This is a genomic window from Rossellomorea yichunensis (genome assembly GCF_032337515.1).
GTDB classification, from domain to species: domain Bacteria; phylum Bacillota; class Bacilli; order Bacillales; family Bacillaceae_B; genus Rossellomorea; species Rossellomorea yichunensis.
The window spans coordinates 154,453-172,017 of record NZ_JAVYAD010000003.1; the positions used below are offsets into that span (position 1 = coordinate 154,453).

Here is a 17,565-nt window from a genome sequence, read left to right on the forward strand (position 1 = left end):
TATACAGGAAATTCTACTTTGTTGTATGGGGGAGCTACAAAAATGAAAGCCGTTATTCAAAATGAGTTCGGAAATTCAGATGTACTTGTATTCACGGATGTGAAATGCCCGGAAATAAATGAAGATGAAGTGTTGATAAAAACCGCATTTACCAGTGTGAACTATGCAGATATCAAGTCACGTAAAGGTACTAAAGTGAAGGGGAACTTCCCCTTTATCCTTGGGCTGGATGTTTCGGGAACCATTGAGAAAGTTGGGAAATCGTCTGCATTTTCCGTCGGAGACCGTGTCATCGCCTTTCCCATTGGTGGCTCATACGCAGAATATGTGAAGGCAAATAAACAATTGGTATTCAAGATCCCAGACAGTCTTCCTTTTGAACAGGCTGCTGCCATGCCGACCGTATCAATCTTGTCTTATCTTCTCTTACATGAAGTCGGTCAAGTGAAAAAAGGCGATACGATCGTTATCCATAGTGCTGCCGGTGGTGTTGGTTCTATGCTTGTACAACTAGCCAAACTTGCTGGGGTAGAAACGATCATTGCAACAGTGGGGAACATTCGGAAAGAAAACTATGTGAAGAACTTAGGGGCAGATCTCGTTTGTACATATGACTCGTTTAAAGAGGAAGTCCTTACGAACACATATGATCAAGGAGCAAATGTAATTTTCGATTCAGTAGCAGGTGAAGTCACTTCCAGGAGTCTGGAATGTTTGGGACTATATGGGACCCTTGTTCAATTTGGCAACAGCAGTGGAAAAGCTGGTACCTTTAAAACAAGCGATGTTCATAGTTCCTGCAGGAATGTAAAAGGTTTCAGCTTGGGAACGACCAGGAAACATCGACCGGAACTTTTAGCCCCTGTTGCTGATCAGGTTATAAAGTTATTTGCCTCCAAGAAAGTCATCCTGCCCGTCGCACAGATCTTTGAATTGAGAGATGCAGCAAAAGCGCATGAATTGATAGAGAGTCGTGATTATGAGGGGAAAGTGTTGATTAAGGTATAAATCTTTTCTGAGAACGATTTCTCAGATTAAGAGAACACCGTTGCCCTTGAAATAGCCGAAGCGGTAGTTGAATGAAAGGGTACATGATTCTATGAACGCAGGATTGAATATGAGCATCCACATTAATATAAAGATAAAAGACCCTACCCAAAAGCGTAATCTTATAACGTCTTCGGGAGGGCTTTTTTTGTGAACAATATCCTACCTCACTCCTGACAACCCCCGATTAATAAACCGGTTCAATATCGCCGCCATCTCTTCAGGCGTCTTATCCATTCCATTCTCGACCCAATTTTTGATGACATGAATACTTCCGCTCACCATGAACATATTGATGTATTCATAGGTTTCTTGATCGATCCGGCTTTCGGTGATCCAGTTTTTGAAGATGAATTCGTGGGTGATGAGCATGCCTTTTTTTAGAAAGTACATATCGGTGTTCTCGCTGAGAAGGGCCTCGCAGATATCGCTTTTGTCGGCGATGTATTCGAATAGTTTTTCGGTCATTTGCAGGGCTTCTTCTTCTTTTGAGAAGTTATACTTACCCAGTGTGACGGTCAGGTCCTCGATGAATTCTTCTTCGATTGCTTCGAGCAGTTCGTATTGGTTTGAGTAGTGGGCATAATAGGTGGAGCGGTTGATGTCTGCAGTTTCGCAGATTTCTTTGATTGTGATGCTTGAGATTGATTTATCCTGCAGTAGTTTCAAGAGGCTTTCTTTTAAAACCATGCGTGTATATTTTTTTCGTCGGTCCATTTTTGAGTTCAAAGATCAGCGTTCCTTTCCTGCTTTTTCTGAGTTATCCAACATACGCGAAAGATGTGTTGAGTATTGAACATTCCTTATGCAACTGTCCGTTGAATATCCAACACGGTGTTTATTATAATGATAATGTGAAAATGTGAAAGAGACAAGAGAGGATGAAAGATGATAAATATTGCATCTTGGATCATAAAGCATAAGAAAGCTGTTCTGATTGCGTTTATACTGGTGACGGTGCTGTCAACGGCGGCGCAGTTTTTTGTGAAGGTCAATTATAATATGGTCGATTATTTGCCTGATGATGCCCAGTCGACACAGGCCATGGACATCATGGAAAAGGAGTTCACGGGTGACGTTCCTGATACGCGGGTCATGGTGACGGGTGTGACGTTACAGGAGGCACTCGAATTTAAAGAAAAGCTGGAAGCCATTGACGGAGTATCGGATGTGATGTGGCTGGATGATATGGTCGACCTGAAAACGCCTTTGGAAGTGGCGGACAAGGAGACAGTCGAGAATTACTATAGTGATCAGAATGCGCTGTATTCCATCAGTGTCGCTACCGGCGACGAGGTCCGGATCACCGATGAAATCTATGAGCTGATCGGTAGTGATGGTGCGATTGCCGGTGAAGCGGCCAATACGGCAAGTTCTCAGAAAATGGCCGGAAGTGAATCGATGTATGCAGGGATGTTACTGGTACCCCTCATAATTTTGATTCTGGTCGTCTCAACGACTTCGTGGATCGAACCGCTGTTCTTCCTGACGGCGATCGGGGTGTCGGTTCTCATCAACCTGGGAACGAATATCTTCCTAGGGGAGGTTTCCTTCGTCACCCAGTCGGTTGCGCCGATCCTGCAGCTGGCGGTGTCTCTGGATTACGCGGTGTTCCTGCTTCATAGCTTTTCCGATTACCGGAAAGTGACGGATGATCCCGAAGAAGCGATGAAGCTGGCGATGAAGAAGAGTTTTCCTGCGATCACGGCAAGTGCGGCAACAACGTTCTTCGGGTTTATCGCCCTTACGTTCATGGAGTTTCAGATCGGGTCGGATCTCGGGTTGAACCTTGTGAAGGGGATCGTCCTGAGTTTCATCAGTGTGATGGTGTTCCTGCCTGCATTGACGCTTGTTTTCTATAAATGGATGGATAAGACGAAACATAAGAGCTTTGTTCCGAGCTTCACGGGTATCGGGAACAAGGTATTGAAATGGAAGGTTCCGAGCCTGATCTTTGTATTTGCGATTCTGGTCCCTGCCTTCCTGGGGCAAACGAATACGTCATTCATTTACGGGTCAGGTGAGCAGCCGGAAAACACCCGTGTCGGGAGTGACTTCAAGAAGGTGGAAGAGGCATTTGGTGAAACGACACCCATCGTTCTTTTAGTTCCAAAAGGAGATACGGCCAAAGAAAAGGAGCTCGTGGAGGACATCGAATCCCTTGATTATGTGACTGGAGTCATGGCGTATGTGAATCAGGTTGGCTCTGAGATCCCCCCTGAATACCTGGATAAATCGATCACGGATGAATTCTACTCTGAAAATTACAGCCGGATCGTCATTAATACGAATCAGGGTACAGAAGGAGCGGTTCCTTTTGCCATCGTAGAGAAGGTGGAAGAAGCGGCGGCGGATTATTACGGGGATGAAGCTCTGGCGCTGGGGGAGAGCGTGACGCTTTATGACATCAAGAATACCGTCAATAAGGATAATGTGGTCGTGAATGTGCTGACGGTCGTGACGATTGCCCTTGTGCTTCTGTTCAGCTTTAAATCGATTACGATTCCGGTGGTGCTGCTCATCACGATTGAAGCAGCCGTATGGATCAATTTATCGATTCCATATTTCACGAATACACCACTCGTATTTGTAGGCTACTTGATCATCAGTACGGTACAGCTTGCCGCGACGGTCGATTATGGGATTTTATTCACTGAGGCCTATACCCATTATCGCAAGGAAATGCCTGCTAAAGAAGCAATGGTGAGAACCCTGGATGAGAAGACATTCTCGATTTCGATTTCGGCAGCGATCCTTTCGAGTGTCGGCTTTATTCTGTGGATCACCTCTTCCAATCCAATCGTTGGATCCATCGGTCTATTGATGGGCAGGGGGGCGCTGCTAGCTTTTATCATGGTCCTCTTGGTCCTGCCGGCGATGCTCCTGGTATTCGATAAAGTCATTAAGAAGACAACCTATAAAGCAAATTATTATGAGGAGAAATGATGATGAGAAAAAAACAATTACGTTATTCTGCACTCGCGTTGATGCTATTCTTGCCTTCATTTCTTAGTGTACCAGCCCAAGCGGCATCGGAAGGAAAGGTCACTTCAAAGGATGAAGTCGTGTACGTGACATTGGACGCAGCTGGAGACCTGGATTCTATCTATGTCGTGAATACCTTCGAGGTAGCTCGTGCCGGAAAGATCCTCGATTACGGGGAATTCAGCAGCGTCAAGAATCTGACGAATCTGAAGAAGCTTGAGCTGGAGGGGCAGAAGATTGAAATGGATGCCCCAGAAGGAAAGTTCACGTATCAAGGAAACATGAAAGAAGATACAAAGTTACCATGGGATGTGACGGTATCGTATAGCTTGGATGGGAAGAAAATCGATCCATCACAACTTGCAGGTAAAAGTGGACACCTCGAAATCAACATCGATACTGCTGAAAATAAGAATGCAGGTACTGTCTTCTATGAGAACTATTTATTGCAGGTTTCCCTGAACCTGCCGAATACGTATGAGAACATCGAAGCGACAGACGGAATGGTGGCGAATGCTGGGAAGAATAAGCAAATCACCTTTACCGTCATGCCTGGAAAAGAGAAAAAGCTAAGCGTGGAAGCGGATGTATCGGACTTTGAGTTCGAGGGTGTTCAAATCGCGGCGGTCCCTTCCACACTCCCAATCGATACGACGGGAACAGAAGGTATGACGGATGATATGTCGGAACTATCAGATGCCATCGGGAAGTTAAATACCGGGGTGGACGACCTGAAAAATGGTGTGTCCCAATTGAACGATGGGGCATCGAGCCTGCGTGACGGTTCGGCTCAATATAAAAATGGCATCAATGAATTGAACGGTTCTTCGTCTCAAATTGTCGGAGCCTCGAATTCTATCGTCGATGCACTGCGAACCATCAATCAGTCACTGGCTGCGAATCCTGCTGAAATGGATTTATCAGCTTTGAATGAGCTGCCGGCTGGTTTAACGCAATTGGCAGATGGCCTGACACAAGCCGCGAATGGGTTATCGACCCTGCAGAAAAACTATTCTTCAGCCTACGCAACATTGGACGCTGCTATGGCGGGAATCCCTTCTTCCGAGCTTTCGGAAGAAGAAATTGCCGCATTATATGAAAGCGGAGCGGATCCCCAGGTAGTGGATAAACTGGTGGAGTCCCATCAAGCTGCGCAAAAAGTGAAGGGGACCTATGCAAGCGTCAAGGAAGCCTTCGCGGCCGTGGAACCGACCTTGAATCAGGTGAGTGGTTCCGTGAACGAGATGAGCGGACAGCTGACTTCCATCTCGAATAATCTGTCTGCATCATTGAAAGAAACGGATATGAGCGGGTTTGCTCAGCTGCAAAAAGGACTGGGTGAATTGTCCGCCAACTACGGCGACTTCCACTCCGGATTGGTCCGCTATACAGAAGGCGTAGGTCAGTTATCCACTTCTTACGGGAAGCTTCATTCCGGCATTGCTGAACTGGCTGGAGGAACAAACGAATTAGAAGGTGGAGTCGCAGACCTTCACAGTGGAACGAGCGAATTGCATAAGGAAACGAAAAACCTTCCTGACAAAATGCAAGAGGAAATCAATAAGATGATGGCTGAATACGATAAATCGGATTTCAAGCCGGTATCCTTCGTTTCCTCCAAAAACGAAAAAGTATCTTCCGTGCAATTTGTGATCAAGACAGAAAGCATCGAAAAAGAAGAACAAGAAACGAAGAAAGCAGAGCCGAAGAAAGAAAAAGGATTTTGGGATCTGCTGATGGATTTGTTTAAGTAACCTGAAAGTATTTGATGAATGACACAAAGGTGGTTGGTTTTAGTAACCAATCTTACTTTTGTGTCATTTTTTGTGTGTCAATTTAAAAGTTTTTTATTTTGTAATAGCTTTCCTTACAATCTAAGTTCAAGCTAAAATGTAATAGAGTAGTATTAATTGTTTCAAGAGTCAGCGGGACAGTCATTGATTTAATGGGGGACGTATTGATGAATCTTATATATGAAGTGATTCCGGAAGAACAGGCAGAATACTGCCGGGATCTGTGCAATGAATTGATGGACTTTCAACAGTCAAAGGCATCCATTACACCTGAACGGTTTGACAGCATGAATTTTGATACCAGGATGCTGCCATCGATCCAAAGTGCTTTACACAATTACATAGTGGTGGTGAAGGATCCTCATAAACATGACGAAGTTGTCGCCTATGTGTATACCAACATTTCACCTAAGGAATCGTATTCGAATGATTTTGCCACATTTTTCGATCTTTCATCGGTTAAGAGAGGGAACGTAGGTTGTCTATCTCAATTTTATATTAAAGAGGGGTATCGACAATTTGGTGTGGGATCCAGGCTCTTTAACATGTCTATGGATTGGTTGAAAACATTCGAGGATGTCGAGGATTATTTTGTCTTTACATCGAATGGGAATCAAGAGGCATTGGAATTCTATCAGCGTAAAGGGTTCTCAATTTCTCATGATATCCTGGACGGATTTATCACGATTTTACGAAGTCAACGCTGTGGTTAGGGGAGTTTTTGACTATCCAGGCTTGAAAATATATAGTTGTAATCAGATAAGGTTTATCTTGAACGGCATCATTTTAAAATAGGAGGGAACAAGATGGATGTTTTTGCACCATATTTAGCAGGTATCGATAATCCCGATCACCGCAATCGATTGGAAGAAATCCTGACGTGGGTTATGGAGAAATTCCCGCAAATGGAACCAGTGATGAAATGGAATACCCCTATGTTTACCGATCACGGCACATTTATCCTCGGTATTGACGCAGCGAAGCATCATGTAAGCGTAGCACCTGAGGCGGTAACCATGACGGAGTTTGCCGAAAGGATTGAACAAGCCGGCTACAGTGCCACTAAGGGCTTGTTTCGAATTAAGTGGAAAGACCCGGTGGATTACAAATTGCTTGAGGATATGATTACATATAATATTCAGGATAAAGCAGAATACACAGCCTTTTGGCGGAAGTAGATAACACTTAGAGTCCATATAAGAAGGAGTGTTCCATGATGATAAAGCCGAATCGTAAGGTTGATGGATTTATAAAAAAAACCAAGACGTGGAAGGAAGAATTTGAGAGGTTGAGAAGCATCCTTCTTGGCTTTGAGGAGTTGGACGAAGAAATCAAGTGGATGCATCCTTGTTACACGCTAGAGGGTAAAAACATTGTATTAATGCATGGATTCAAAGACTATTGTGCTCTTCTGTTTCACAAAGGCGCCTTATTAAAGGACCCCGACGGGATTCTCATCCAACAAACGGAGAATGTGCAGGCAGCGCGCCAGATCCGGTTCACGAATGTTCAAGAAATCATAGAAATGAAGCCAATCTTGAAAGCGTATATCCAGGAAGCCATTGAAGTGGAAAAGGCCGGTTTGCAAGTGGAATTAAAAAAGACGGAAGAATACACCATTCCTGAAGAACTTCAAACTAAATTCGACGAAGTCCCTGCCTTGAAGACGGCTTTTGAAGAATTGACGCCTGGAAGGCAACGAGCCTACATTCTTTATTTCTCTAAAGCAAAACAGTCCAAAACCCGCGAATCCAGGATTGAAAAATATATGGAGCATATTCTTGAGGGTAAGGGATTGAATGATTAAAAAAGAGGAGACTAAATGACTCTATTAACACCGATAATCATAACAGGTGCCGTTCTCGCATTGGCTTGGATTGTAGGAAATAATGAGAAGGCTAACGAACAAAACAAGTGAAAAAGAAGATCCCATGAATAATAAGGACGAAGGCAAAATAGGTATATAGAAAGACTGTTGGTACAAGTTCCATTTTGTACTGAGCTCTGGATTGGGGCTGATTCTATGTATCGAAATAGAGATAGACTTGTGAATATCGTCATTGTATTGCTCTTTTGCATCCTTATCTTTCATATCATCCGGATCATCCTTCACGTTAAAGTTTACTTCGTGTATAGCATGGGGTTGGGATATCTTTTATTTATTGGACTAATCATCTTCCTGATTATGTTCCTATATTTGAAAAGGTGACGTTCCTCAAGGAAAACGCAATGAAGGAGATTGCGTTTTTTTATGGACATTTAAAGGATTTTCACAGGAGTTTAGTAGAATATGAAAAGTGAGGATACAATTTCTGTGAATGGAGGGATGTTACTTGAGAAAACTGCTCGTGTTCGGCGCAAGTGGATTAGTCGGGAAAGCGTTGGTGGAAGAGTCCAAAGGTTCCTTTGATGTATATGGTACATATGCAACCAGACCAGTAGATCTCCCTGAAGAAAAACAATTTCAATTAGAAATCAGCGATATGGATAAGATGAAAGAAATCGTTCATTCCATCAAACCCGATAGCATCATTTCATGTCTAAGAGGTGATTTTGACCAACAGCTTGAATTTCATAGGGAGCTGGCATTGGAAATCGAAAACACAGAAAGCGTACTCTATTATTTTTCAACGGCAAATGTGTTTGATGCGGATTTCACGAAGCATCATTCAGAAGAAGACATTCCTAACGCTGCATCACCTTATGGACAGTTCAAAATTGAGTGTGAAAATATGCTGCAGGAAGTTTTAAAGGAACGTGCGGTCATGATACGGATTCCGCAAATTTGGGGGAAGAAGTCTCCGAGATTGGATCAAATCAGAAGTGGAATTGAGAATAACTCAATCGATGTATACAGTAATCTGGAGTGTAATCATCTAACGGATGAATTCCTTGCAAAACAGCTGAAATACATCATCCTCCATAAACTTTCAGGAGTTTTTCACTTTGGTGCAGTCGATATGATGTCTCAAAATCGTTTTATTGAAGAATTAGTCAGCACTCTTACGGACAAAGAAATAAAATTTCATTATCGTTTGCTTCAAGATACACCGGATACATATTATTTTGGATTGAAGAGCATTCGAAACGATCTTCCGGAGAGTTTGTTGAAGACGAATAGTGAAATGATAGCCAATGTAGTTGGTTCATCATGAAGAAGTCTTATGCAGGAGGGGAAATAACGGAAAAGATCAGAGGTGATCTCTTCCGTTATTCTCCCTCTTTTTTTAGTTGATAGAGAATCACATTCACAACAATAAAAAGTCAAAAAGCGGGAAGTCTAATACGAGAAGGGGTGATCAGGAAAATGATACTGATCTTATTCACGGCATTATTTTCACTCGTATTGTTGTACTCTCTGAAGGGATTATTAAAAAGATTCAGGGCGATCGAGGTAATGATCCTCAGTTTATTCAATTCCTTTTTATGCCAACACATCAATTTCAAAATCTTTTCTGCATATGATCGACTTTCCGTTAAAGAAGAGATCATTCCCAGAGTAGTAAGTTATCTTCATTATGGATTATTACTGCCGCTCTTATTAATGTGGGTATTGTATTTCTTTCGTTCAAAGATACAAACGGTTTTTAAACTTATGATTGCCATGGTCTGGATGGGGATTGATGTTGGATCAAAATCTTTTTTATTACAAATAGGGATGTTGAAATCTGAGACTGCTGGATGGTATCCAATAGTAGATGTGTGTATCACGGCTGGAATTCTTCTATTTTCGTATATTTTCATGGTTCGTTTTGTCTTTATTTTAAAAAAGGAGCTCGTTTTTGTTGACTAACACACCAAAGATTCTAGAGCCTCTGACACCTAAAACATTCGATGAAAATGAGATTTTTGTCCTTTCTATTGTTGTCCTATGCGTGTGTATTTTGGTATTGGTCCATCATCTGGAGCCACACCTACTGCAAACAGAAATCATAGCTTTGTTTGTTTTTAACATTTTACTTGGAACAATAGGAGATCGAATCCTGGCAGAACCACCACTGGATTTATACGACACACTCGATTATGGGCATGGGGAATTTTTTGACTCCATTCTGCAAATAGTCGTATACCCCATCCCGATCATCCTTTTCATTCACTTCTATCGAAAATGGAAGCCAAACAAGGTTGTTTATATTTTATTGTATGGCTTCTTTCTTGTTGGGCTCGAATGGATTTCAGCAGAATACTTTGACGTTTTTCAATTTAAAACGTGGAAGACATCCTATTCTTATGTTTTCTATTGTTGCGTCTTAACAGTCAATCTGATTTTTGCTTGGCAGATTAAGAAATATTTAAGCAGGGGCATATAGTGAAACATTATTTTATTCTTTATATGATTTTGAAATCGAAAGGTGTATAGTGCATAGTCGGTGTCTAGATATACGAGGTTCCGTGAATGAATGAAAGACAACTGACGGATTAGGACGATAAGGGCCAGGGTATATGTGGTAAATTATTAATATAGCAAGATTTATCGGGAAATAAGTAACCTAAGAATAGAATATATACTTTTAAACCTAATCAAATCATAAATAAATGGAACAATGAAACATGAAAGTGGAACGATTACTGGCGATTATCATCAAGTTATTAAATACCAATAGAATAACGGCAAAAAAGCTAGCCCAAGAGTTCGAGGTCTCTGTACGGACGATTCAAAGAGATATCGATTCAATTAACCTGGCGGGTATTCCGATTGTTTCATATAAAGGTTCGAACGGCGGCTATGGAATTCTTGAGGAATACAAAATCAGTACAGGATTATTTAATGCTATAGAATATGAATTGCAGCTCACTGCATTAAATGGTGTATATAAAACCTATGATGATAAACAATCATAAATTGTACAGGTGGCAATAGTCATTATACACTCATATATAGAGGATGATAGATGGTGCTGCGTCTCTCTGAGGTGTTTAAATATACCGGTTGTCATTTTAGTTGAAGTACTACTAAACGAGGTGGAAGAGATGGTTAGAAGAATATAGATTGCCTCCTCAATTTGATTTGTATTAAATTTTGGAGGCTAACTAATTAAGTAGGGGTTGGAAATATTATGAAGCAAAATAAGTATGATGATGAGAACTTTTTTTCTGAATATAAAAATATGGAACGTTCCGTTAAAGGTCTTGAAAGTGCGGGAGAATGGCACGTATTAAAAGAGCTTTTACCCGAACTTCGAAATAAGAGTGTACTTGATTTGGGGTGCGGTTTTGGCTGGCATTGTCGATATGCTCGGGAACAGCAAGCAAAGTCTGTTATCGGAGTAGATATATCTGAAAACATGCTTCAACAAGCCCGTGAAATGACCGATGATCCTTTCATTTCTTACATTAAGATGCCAATTGAAGACATTGATTTTTCTAATTCACAATTTGATGTTGTGATCAGTTCACTGGCTTTTCACTATATTGAGTCCTTTGGAGCAATCTGTAAAAAGATCTATGATAGTTTACAGCCGGGAGGTTCTTTTATCTTTTCAGTTGAACATCCAATGTTCACTTCCCGACAGGAACAAGATTGGTATAGTGATGACCAAGGGAATCGGTTACATTGGCCCGTTGACCATTACCAATTAGAAGGTCTACGTGAAACAACGTTCCTGACCGAAAATGTTGTAAAATATCACCGTACATTTTCTACTTATGTCAATGACTTACTAAATGAAGGCTTTAATATAAGGAAATTGAAAGAACCGATTCCCTCTGATGAAATGTTAGAAAGTGCACCTGAAATGAAAGATGAACTCCGCAGACCTATGTTCTTGATCATCTCAGCTGAAAAGTAATGCATCTCATCGCTCCTACGGAATGTAGGGGGGATTTTCGCCTTCCCCTACAGTGTCTTCAAGCGGAAGGCGGTATGCAAGCTTTCTTCCCTTTAAGCAAAGAAGACTCGTCAATTGACGAGTCTTCTTTGCTTATATTTGCTGTCAGTATATCATTAAAGCCTTGAAGGTTGGCTTTAGTACCTCAAAAAGGACCCCCATACCGCTTCTTTCTATGAAGTCTTGACAGATTCACTTGATACAATTTTTGAAGGGACTCCGATCCCTGTTTCTTTGATGATGATGCCAGGCTTGGACTTGAAAAGAGAGAACAAGACACACCCTGCTATGACAATGACACTGCCGGCAGCTTGAAGACCATTCATCTTTTCTCCCAAAAAGACGAAGGCCAATAAGGCTGTGAATACAGGGTTGAAGTTCAAGAACAATCCTGAAGTACTCGGCCCCAGGTTATTCACCCCGATATTCCATAAGACCATGCAGACAACCGTGGAAATCACGCCGGTATATAAGATTGACTGCACGAAAGAGGCGTCTATACTGGTCACCCGGAAAGTAGAAAGATTAAAAGGAAGAAGGATGAGCAGGCCAAATAGTCCGGAGTATAAAATGGACATCATGGGAGTGACGGTCTTCATTGCCCACTTACTGCAAACGGAATAGATCCCCCACATCACAACCGCAGCCAGCATATAGAGATCCCCTTCATTAAATTGCAAGGAATAGACCATCTCCACGTTCCCTTTGGACAGGACAAGCAACACGCCAAAGAGCGAGATGAACATGGATGACAGTTGAAATGCGTTCATCTTTTCCTTCAGAAAAATAAAAGAGATCCCGGCAATGGAGAACATATTTAACGTTGAGATCAGGCCCACATTGGTGGCAGATGTCTTTTCCAACGCCATGAATTGAAGTGCCTGAAAAAGGGCTACCCCTGTCAGGCCCATGAAAAATAACGGCAGGATCGATTGAATGGGTGGAACCAGTTTTTTTTCTTTCCACCAGACAATCGGGAACAGGCAGACGACGGCGATGGCCCATCTTAATATGGTCAACGTTCCCGGGGATGCATGTTCCACAAGGGTTTTCCCCACAATGAAATTGCCTCCCCAGAGAAGACTTGTCAGTAACAACAGATAATAATATTTCACATCATTTAGCCCCTTTTCGAAGAGCCATTGTGCACAATGACATTGTCTATAAGAATAATTTTAACATTTTACTGAAAATACAAAAGAACATATTGTATAATTAGTATTAATCGAATAAATTGAAAGTTTAATAGCTATTTAGATTATGAAAATTCATTTATACATCGTTTTATCAGTGGTTTTTGGAACAATTGAAAAGGGTGGATGGAGCATGGAGACGGTTGTAAGCAGGGTTTTGGACCAAATGGATCTCAAGCTATTGGATTTGCTTCAAAAGGATGGGCAACTCAGTAATCTGGAACTTTCGAAGCGGGTCAATTTATCAGCGCCAGCCGTACACGCAAGAATCAAACGGTTGGAAATGGAAGGATATATCAAAAAGCAGGTAGCCATTCTAAACCATGAAAAACTGGGATTTGACTTATTATGCTTCGTATTTATGAGCACGAATGAACATCGAACAGAAAAGTTGGAAGCAGTGGAAGAGACATTGGAATCCATGGAAGAAGTCCTGGAATGTCATTGTTTGACCGGGGAATATGATTATCTCTTAAAGGTGGCCTGTAAGGATCGCAAGGGGCTGGAGCTCTTTATCAGAAGGCTGAATGAAATGGGGATCACGAAGATTCAGACGAGCCTTGCGTTAAGGGAGATCAAGGATTCTACGGTGTTGCCGATACAGTGGGAAAGCTAAAATCCCGGGAGGAAATGGTTACGGGTCTGCCACACAGCCCATTGGCGGAATGCTGTGGGGCAGACCCGGCCGTTTATGATGAGGTTGGATCATATATCTTGTTGCAGCTTCTCCACTCATTCCGATCTACCGATTTCTTTGTCGTTCTGTCCTATTACCTTTATAAACAGAATAGAGGACGAGCATGGCCCCCCTTACGAATTTCCGGACTGGTCCATTCGGAAGGGCGTAATCAATCGAATGCCTATGATATAATGAGAGTACACAACATAATACGGAAGATGGGGTAGCGGCTCACACTCCCGAGTGAAGGGAGGTGATACGCTAATGATTGCTGTAGGAGATGTATTACAAATCATGATTGCCTTTGGAACATTGATTGTAGCAATTGTCGCGGTTACACAAAAAAAGAAGTAACCATCGTCCCCACCGCTCATGAGGATCATTGATGATTACTTCGTTTCGATTGACTCTAAAGTGAGCCGCTGCACTTTCGATGCAGTTTATGTTGTGGAGGAGTCCTGATTGCCGTCAGGCTCCTTTTTTAGTGTACTTAACTATTTTTATTATATACATAAGTTAATACGTTAGTAAAGAATAGTGAATAAATGGATGCAGCACCGTCTATAATAAAAAAATAAAAATATTGACAAATTTAACTTGTATCATTTACATTTGTTCTAACATATATTGGATCACTTACATTCCATGACGAGAACGAGTAGGTATGGAATCTGTTCTACAGAGAGTTGACGATTTGGTGGAAGTCAACGTTCAGATCATATTGAATATCCTCTCCGAGAAGCAAAGCTGAAGGTACTTTAAGCTTTGACGGGTTTCCGCCGTTAAAAGGAACGCGTATGATTGTACGTTGAATGAGCGCTGTCAAATAAACTTGAAATCGAGTTTATGGATAGAATCAGGGTGGTATCGCGGGTTGAAACTCGTCCCTAACATTGGTTAGGGACGAGTTTTTTTATTTACAAAAAAATAGAGGTGTGATGACATGAAAAAGGTGAATGTAAACGAAAAGTCGGTCGAAAGAGAGCAGCGGATCCAGGATTTCTGGAATTCGAATCATATTTTTGAAAAGTCAGTGGCAAACCGTGAAGGGCAAAAGTCGTTCGTCTTCTATGAAGGACCTCCGACTGCCAATGGGCTACCACATGCCGGTCACGTTCTGGGGCGTGTGATCAAAGATTTTGTCGCAAGGTATCAGACTATGCGTGGATATCAAGTCAAACGTAAGGCAGGCTGGGACACACACGGTCTCCCTGTGGAATTGGGCGTCGAAAAGAAAATCGGCGTGTCCGGTAAACAAGAAATCGAGGAATACGGTGTTGAGAAATTCATTGAAGAATGTAAAAAGAGTGTGTTCGATTATGAGAGGCAGTGGCGCACCTTTACGGAGGCAATTGGATACTGGGTTGATATGGATGATCCCTATGTAACCCTTCAGAATGATTATATCGAAAGTGTCTGGCACATTCTTTCAAAAATCCATGAGAAAGGGTTGCTCTATCAAGGGCATCGGGTCGCTCCTTATTGCCCGAGCTGCCAAACCTCCCTCAGTTCCCATGAGGTAGCTCAAGGATATAAGGATGTAAAAGATTTATCCGCGACAGCTAAATTCAAGGTGGAAGGAAAAGAGCATGAATACTTTCTGGGCTGGACGACAACACCTTGGACGCTTCCTGCCAATGTTGCGCTCGCCGTCCATGAAGACGTGGATTACGTGAAAGCCAAACGGGGTGAAGAGACGTATATCCTGGCAAAGAACCTTGTGAACGATGTGTTGGGAGACGACTTCGAAATGGTCAGTGAGCATAAAGGGCACGAATTTGTAGGGGTTTCGTATCAGCCGCCGTTCAACAATCTCACGCTTGACCGCGGGCATGAAGTGATTTCGGCATCGTTTGTGACCGATGACAGCGGAACCGGGATTGTTCATCTGGCTCCCGCTCACGGTGAAGATGATTATAATGCCATCAGAGAAAGCGGATTGGATTTTGTCAATATTGTCGATGAAAAAGGCTGTTATACCAACGAATTCGCGCCTCTTGCAGGAGAATTCACAAAGGACAGCGACGTGAAGATCATCAAGATGCTCTCGGATAGCAATCTTCTCTTTTCCAAGGAGAAGTATGAACACAGCTATCCACACTGCTGGCGCTGTGACTCACCCCTCCTCTATTACGCAATGGAAGGCTGGTTCATCAAGACAACGGCCATAAAAGAGACCATCTTAAAGAACAATCAATCCGTCGAGTGGTATCCGGAACATATGAAAGAAGGAAGATTTGGGAAATTCCTTGAAAATATGGTGGATTGGAACCTGGGAAGGAATCGTTATTGGGGAACACCACTAAACGTTTGGGTTTGCGGGGAATGTGATCATCAGTATGTCCCGGGAAGCATTCAGGATCTAAAAGAACATGCGATCAGGGGTTGGCAGGACAATCTTGAACTTCATAAACCATATGTCGATGAAGTCATCGTGGAATGTCCGTCCTGTTCCCATGAAATGAACAGGACGAAAGAAGTCATCGATGTCTGGTTTGACAGTGGTTCGATGCCGTTTGCACAGTATCATTATCCATTTGAAAACAAAGAGTTATTTGATCAACAATTCCCGGCAGATGTGATTGCCGAAGGAGTGGACCAAACGAGGGGCTGGTTCTACAGTCTGTTGACGGTTTCCTCCCTCTTCACAGGGAAAGCTCCATATAAGCGTGTTCTATCACTCGGGCACATACTGGATGAAGACGGACGTAAAATGTCTAAAAGTAAAGGGAATGTCATCAATCCAATGGATCTCGTTGAGAAGTTTGGGGCAGATGCTCTCAGATGGGCATTGCTTGCAGATAGTGCCCCTTGGAATAACAAACGCTTCTCAGAAAACGTCGTCAGCCAGGCAAAATCGAAACTGGTGGACACGCTGAATAACGTTCATTCCTTTTACACCCTGTATGCAGTGATCGATGGGTTCGATCCTCATAAACACGAGGCTGGAACCCCGTCTCTACTCGATCAGTGGATGTTATCACGACTGAATTCGGTTATCAAAAACGTAACGGACCATTTAGATCAATATGACTTTACCGCAGGAGCAAGAGAATTATCCATCCTGGTTGATCAGGTGAGTAATTGGTATATCCGCAGATCACGTGAACGCTTCTGGAGCGAAGGGTTGAATGAAGATAAATTGGCAGCATACCACACATTAAATCGAGTATTAGTCAGTGTAGGCCGGTTGCTGGCACCATTCACTCCGTTCATTGCAGAGGATATCCACAAAAACTTGACCAATGAAAGCGCCCATCTGGCTGATTTTCCTAAAGAAAATCAAGAAGACATCAATCCAGCATTGGAAACGGAAATGGATCGCGTCTTACAAGTAGTCGAACTTGCCCGATCTGCCCGTAATACGACGAATATCAAAACAAAGCAGCCTCTATCCAGGCTAACGGTAGTGGGAGAGATGGAAGATACGGAATTACTTAGGAAGTATGAATACATCATTCAAGATGAAATCAATGTAAAGAATGTACAATTGCAGGACCAAGCAGGAGATTCCGTGCAATATGAATTAAAGCTGAACTTCCCGACTGCCGGTCCGAAACTCGGTAAGCTCGTGGGCCTTGTGCAGAAACATTTACAATCGTTAGATCATGAAGAAGCAAGCAAGGTTGTAGAACAAGGGCATCTTGACTTTGAGTCTCCAACCGGGGAAAAGGTATCAGTCGAGAAAGATGATCTCATCGTTCATAAAAAAACACATAAAGGGTTGGAAATGGCTTCAAACACAACCTTCAGTGTTTTCCTGGATACAACTATCACAGAGGATTTGCGTAAAGAAGGGAAGGCCCGGGAGCTTGTTCGCGCCGTCCAGCAATACAGAAAAGAATTGAATCTTGCTGTGGAAGAGCGTGTGAATCTTGTCCTGGATGTTGATATATCAATGAAAGATGTTCTGGAGCAATTCGAAGATTTACTGCAAAGCAGCCTCTTAATTAAGAGCATGGTGTTTGAGAAAAGAGAAAGCATGAAGACAGTCGAGATTGATGGTGACTGCGTAAGGATATTTGTAGAAGTGTGATCAA

General features: G+C 42.4%; 16 protein-coding genes and 1 other annotated feature. Of the genes, 14 read left to right on the forward strand and 2 right to left on the reverse strand.

Annotated elements, in window-relative coordinates; all coding sequences use genetic code 11:
• The first annotated feature begins 42 nt into the window (after positions 1–42).
• Positions 43–1,008 carry a quinone oxidoreductase family protein gene (locus RSX31_RS08615; RefSeq protein WP_315634278.1) on the forward strand — a complete coding sequence of 322 codons (966 nt, stop codon included), beginning with the start codon at positions 43–45 and terminating at the stop codon, positions 1,006–1,008.
• Positions 1,009–1,209: 201 nt separating this feature from the next.
• On the opposite strand, the gene RSX31_RS08620 is transcribed toward RSX31_RS08615, so the two are convergent.
• Positions 1,210–1,776, reverse strand: a complete 567-nt coding sequence (locus tag RSX31_RS08620) for a TetR/AcrR family transcriptional regulator (RefSeq protein WP_282138906.1) — start codon at positions 1,774–1,776, stop codon at positions 1,210–1,212.
• 159 nt (positions 1,777–1,935) lie between these two features.
• Between RSX31_RS08620 and RSX31_RS08625 the strand changes: the two genes are divergently transcribed.
• From RSX31_RS08625 to RSX31_RS08670, 10 genes are all read left to right on the forward strand, one after another.
• Positions 1,936–3,993 (forward strand): efflux RND transporter permease subunit, encoded by a 2,058-nt coding sequence (locus RSX31_RS08625; protein ID WP_315634279.1) that lies wholly within the window; start codon positions 1,936–1,938, stop codon positions 3,991–3,993.
• 2 nt (positions 3,994–3,995) lie between these two features.
• Positions 3,996–5,786, forward strand: a complete 1,791-nt coding sequence (locus RSX31_RS08630; protein ID WP_315634280.1) for a YhgE/Pip domain-containing protein — start codon at positions 3,996–3,998, stop codon at positions 5,784–5,786.
• Positions 5,787–5,992: 206 nt separating this feature from the next.
• On the forward strand, positions 5,993–6,538 hold the full coding sequence (locus tag RSX31_RS08635; RefSeq protein WP_315634281.1) for a GNAT family N-acetyltransferase: 546 nt from the start codon (positions 5,993–5,995) through the stop codon (positions 6,536–6,538).
• A 93-nt stretch (positions 6,539–6,631) separates the two neighbouring features.
• Entirely contained in the window at positions 6,632–7,003 is a 372-nt protein-coding gene (locus tag RSX31_RS08640) for an iron chaperone (RefSeq protein ID WP_148996109.1), read from the forward strand.
• Between the two features lie 38 nt (positions 7,004–7,041).
• On the forward strand, positions 7,042–7,632 hold the full coding sequence (locus tag RSX31_RS08645; protein ID WP_148996205.1) for a YdeI/OmpD-associated family protein: 591 nt from the start codon (positions 7,042–7,044) through the stop codon (positions 7,630–7,632).
• A 526-nt stretch (positions 7,633–8,158) separates the two neighbouring features.
• Positions 8,159–8,980 carry a sugar nucleotide-binding protein gene (locus RSX31_RS08650; RefSeq protein WP_315634282.1) on the forward strand — a complete coding sequence of 274 codons (822 nt, stop codon included), beginning with the start codon at positions 8,159–8,161 and terminating at the stop codon, positions 8,978–8,980.
• Positions 8,981–9,132: 152 nt separating this feature from the next.
• The gene (locus tag RSX31_RS08655; RefSeq protein WP_315634283.1) at positions 9,133–9,618 is read left to right on the forward strand and encodes a hypothetical protein; all 486 of its coding nucleotides are present in this window, start codon (positions 9,133–9,135) and stop codon (positions 9,616–9,618) included.
• Positions 9,611–10,135: a hypothetical protein gene (locus RSX31_RS08660; RefSeq protein ID WP_315634284.1), complete on the forward strand. Its 525-nt coding sequence runs from the start codon at positions 9,611–9,613 to the stop codon at positions 10,133–10,135. Before RSX31_RS08655 ends, RSX31_RS08660 begins: the two co-directional genes overlap by 8 nt.
• A gap of 241 nt (positions 10,136–10,376) precedes the next feature.
• Positions 10,377–10,667 carry a helix-turn-helix transcriptional regulator gene (locus tag RSX31_RS08665; protein ID WP_315634285.1) on the forward strand — a complete coding sequence of 97 codons (291 nt, stop codon included), beginning with the start codon at positions 10,377–10,379 and terminating at the stop codon, positions 10,665–10,667.
• 215 nt (positions 10,668–10,882) lie between these two features.
• A complete protein-coding gene (locus RSX31_RS08670; RefSeq protein ID WP_315634286.1) occupies positions 10,883–11,614 on the forward strand; it encodes a class I SAM-dependent methyltransferase in 732 nt (243 codons plus the stop codon).
• Between the two features lie 212 nt (positions 11,615–11,826).
• On the opposite strand, the gene RSX31_RS08675 is transcribed toward RSX31_RS08670, so the two are convergent.
• Positions 11,827–12,768, reverse strand: a complete 942-nt coding sequence (locus RSX31_RS08675; protein ID WP_315634287.1) for a DMT family transporter — start codon at positions 12,766–12,768, stop codon at positions 11,827–11,829.
• 211 nt (positions 12,769–12,979) lie between these two features.
• On the opposite strand from RSX31_RS08675, the gene RSX31_RS08680 reads away from it, so the two are divergent.
• From RSX31_RS08680 to ileS, 3 genes are all read left to right on the forward strand, one after another.
• Entirely contained in the window at positions 12,980–13,462 is a 483-nt protein-coding gene (locus RSX31_RS08680) for an Lrp/AsnC family transcriptional regulator (RefSeq protein ID WP_315634288.1), read from the forward strand.
• A 327-nt stretch (positions 13,463–13,789) separates the two neighbouring features.
• Entirely contained in the window at positions 13,790–13,879 is a 90-nt protein-coding gene (locus RSX31_RS08685; protein WP_219927342.1) for a putative holin-like toxin, read from the forward strand.
• Positions 13,880–14,161: 282 nt separating this feature from the next.
• Positions 14,162–14,417: a binding site (T-box leader), on the forward strand.
• 51 nt (positions 14,418–14,468) lie between these two features.
• On the forward strand, positions 14,469–17,561 hold the full coding sequence (gene ileS / locus RSX31_RS08690) for an isoleucine--tRNA ligase (RefSeq protein ID WP_315634289.1): 3,093 nt from the start codon (positions 14,469–14,471) through the stop codon (positions 17,559–17,561).
• Positions 17,562–17,565 lie beyond the last annotated feature (4 nt).

Coding starts and splice junctions, on each gene's coding strand:
- RSX31_RS08670 (WP_315634286.1), top strand. CDS start 10,883: ATGAAGCAAAATAAGTATGATGATGAGAACTTTTTTTCTGAATATAAA.
- RSX31_RS08655 (WP_315634283.1), top strand. CDS start 9,133: ATGATACTGATCTTATTCACGGCATTATTTTCACTCGTATTGTTGTAC.
- RSX31_RS08630 (WP_315634280.1), top strand. CDS start 3,996: ATGAGAAAAAAACAATTACGTTATTCTGCACTCGCGTTGATGCTATTC.
- RSX31_RS08635 (WP_315634281.1), top strand. CDS start 5,993: ATGAATCTTATATATGAAGTGATTCCGGAAGAACAGGCAGAATACTGC.
- RSX31_RS08645 (WP_148996205.1), top strand. CDS start 7,042: ATGATAAAGCCGAATCGTAAGGTTGATGGATTTATAAAAAAAACCAAG.
- RSX31_RS08625 (WP_315634279.1), top strand. CDS start 1,936: ATGATAAATATTGCATCTTGGATCATAAAGCATAAGAAAGCTGTTCTG.
- RSX31_RS08680 (WP_315634288.1), top strand. CDS start 12,980: ATGGAGACGGTTGTAAGCAGGGTTTTGGACCAAATGGATCTCAAGCTA.
- RSX31_RS08665 (WP_315634285.1), top strand. CDS start 10,377: ATGAAAGTGGAACGATTACTGGCGATTATCATCAAGTTATTAAATACC.
- RSX31_RS08615 (WP_315634278.1), top strand. CDS start 43: ATGAAAGCCGTTATTCAAAATGAGTTCGGAAATTCAGATGTACTTGTA.
- ileS (WP_315634289.1), top strand. CDS start 14,469: ATGAAAAAGGTGAATGTAAACGAAAAGTCGGTCGAAAGAGAGCAGCGG.
- RSX31_RS08640 (WP_148996109.1), top strand. CDS start 6,632: ATGGATGTTTTTGCACCATATTTAGCAGGTATCGATAATCCCGATCAC.
- RSX31_RS08685 (WP_219927342.1), top strand. CDS start 13,790: ATGATTGCTGTAGGAGATGTATTACAAATCATGATTGCCTTTGGAACA.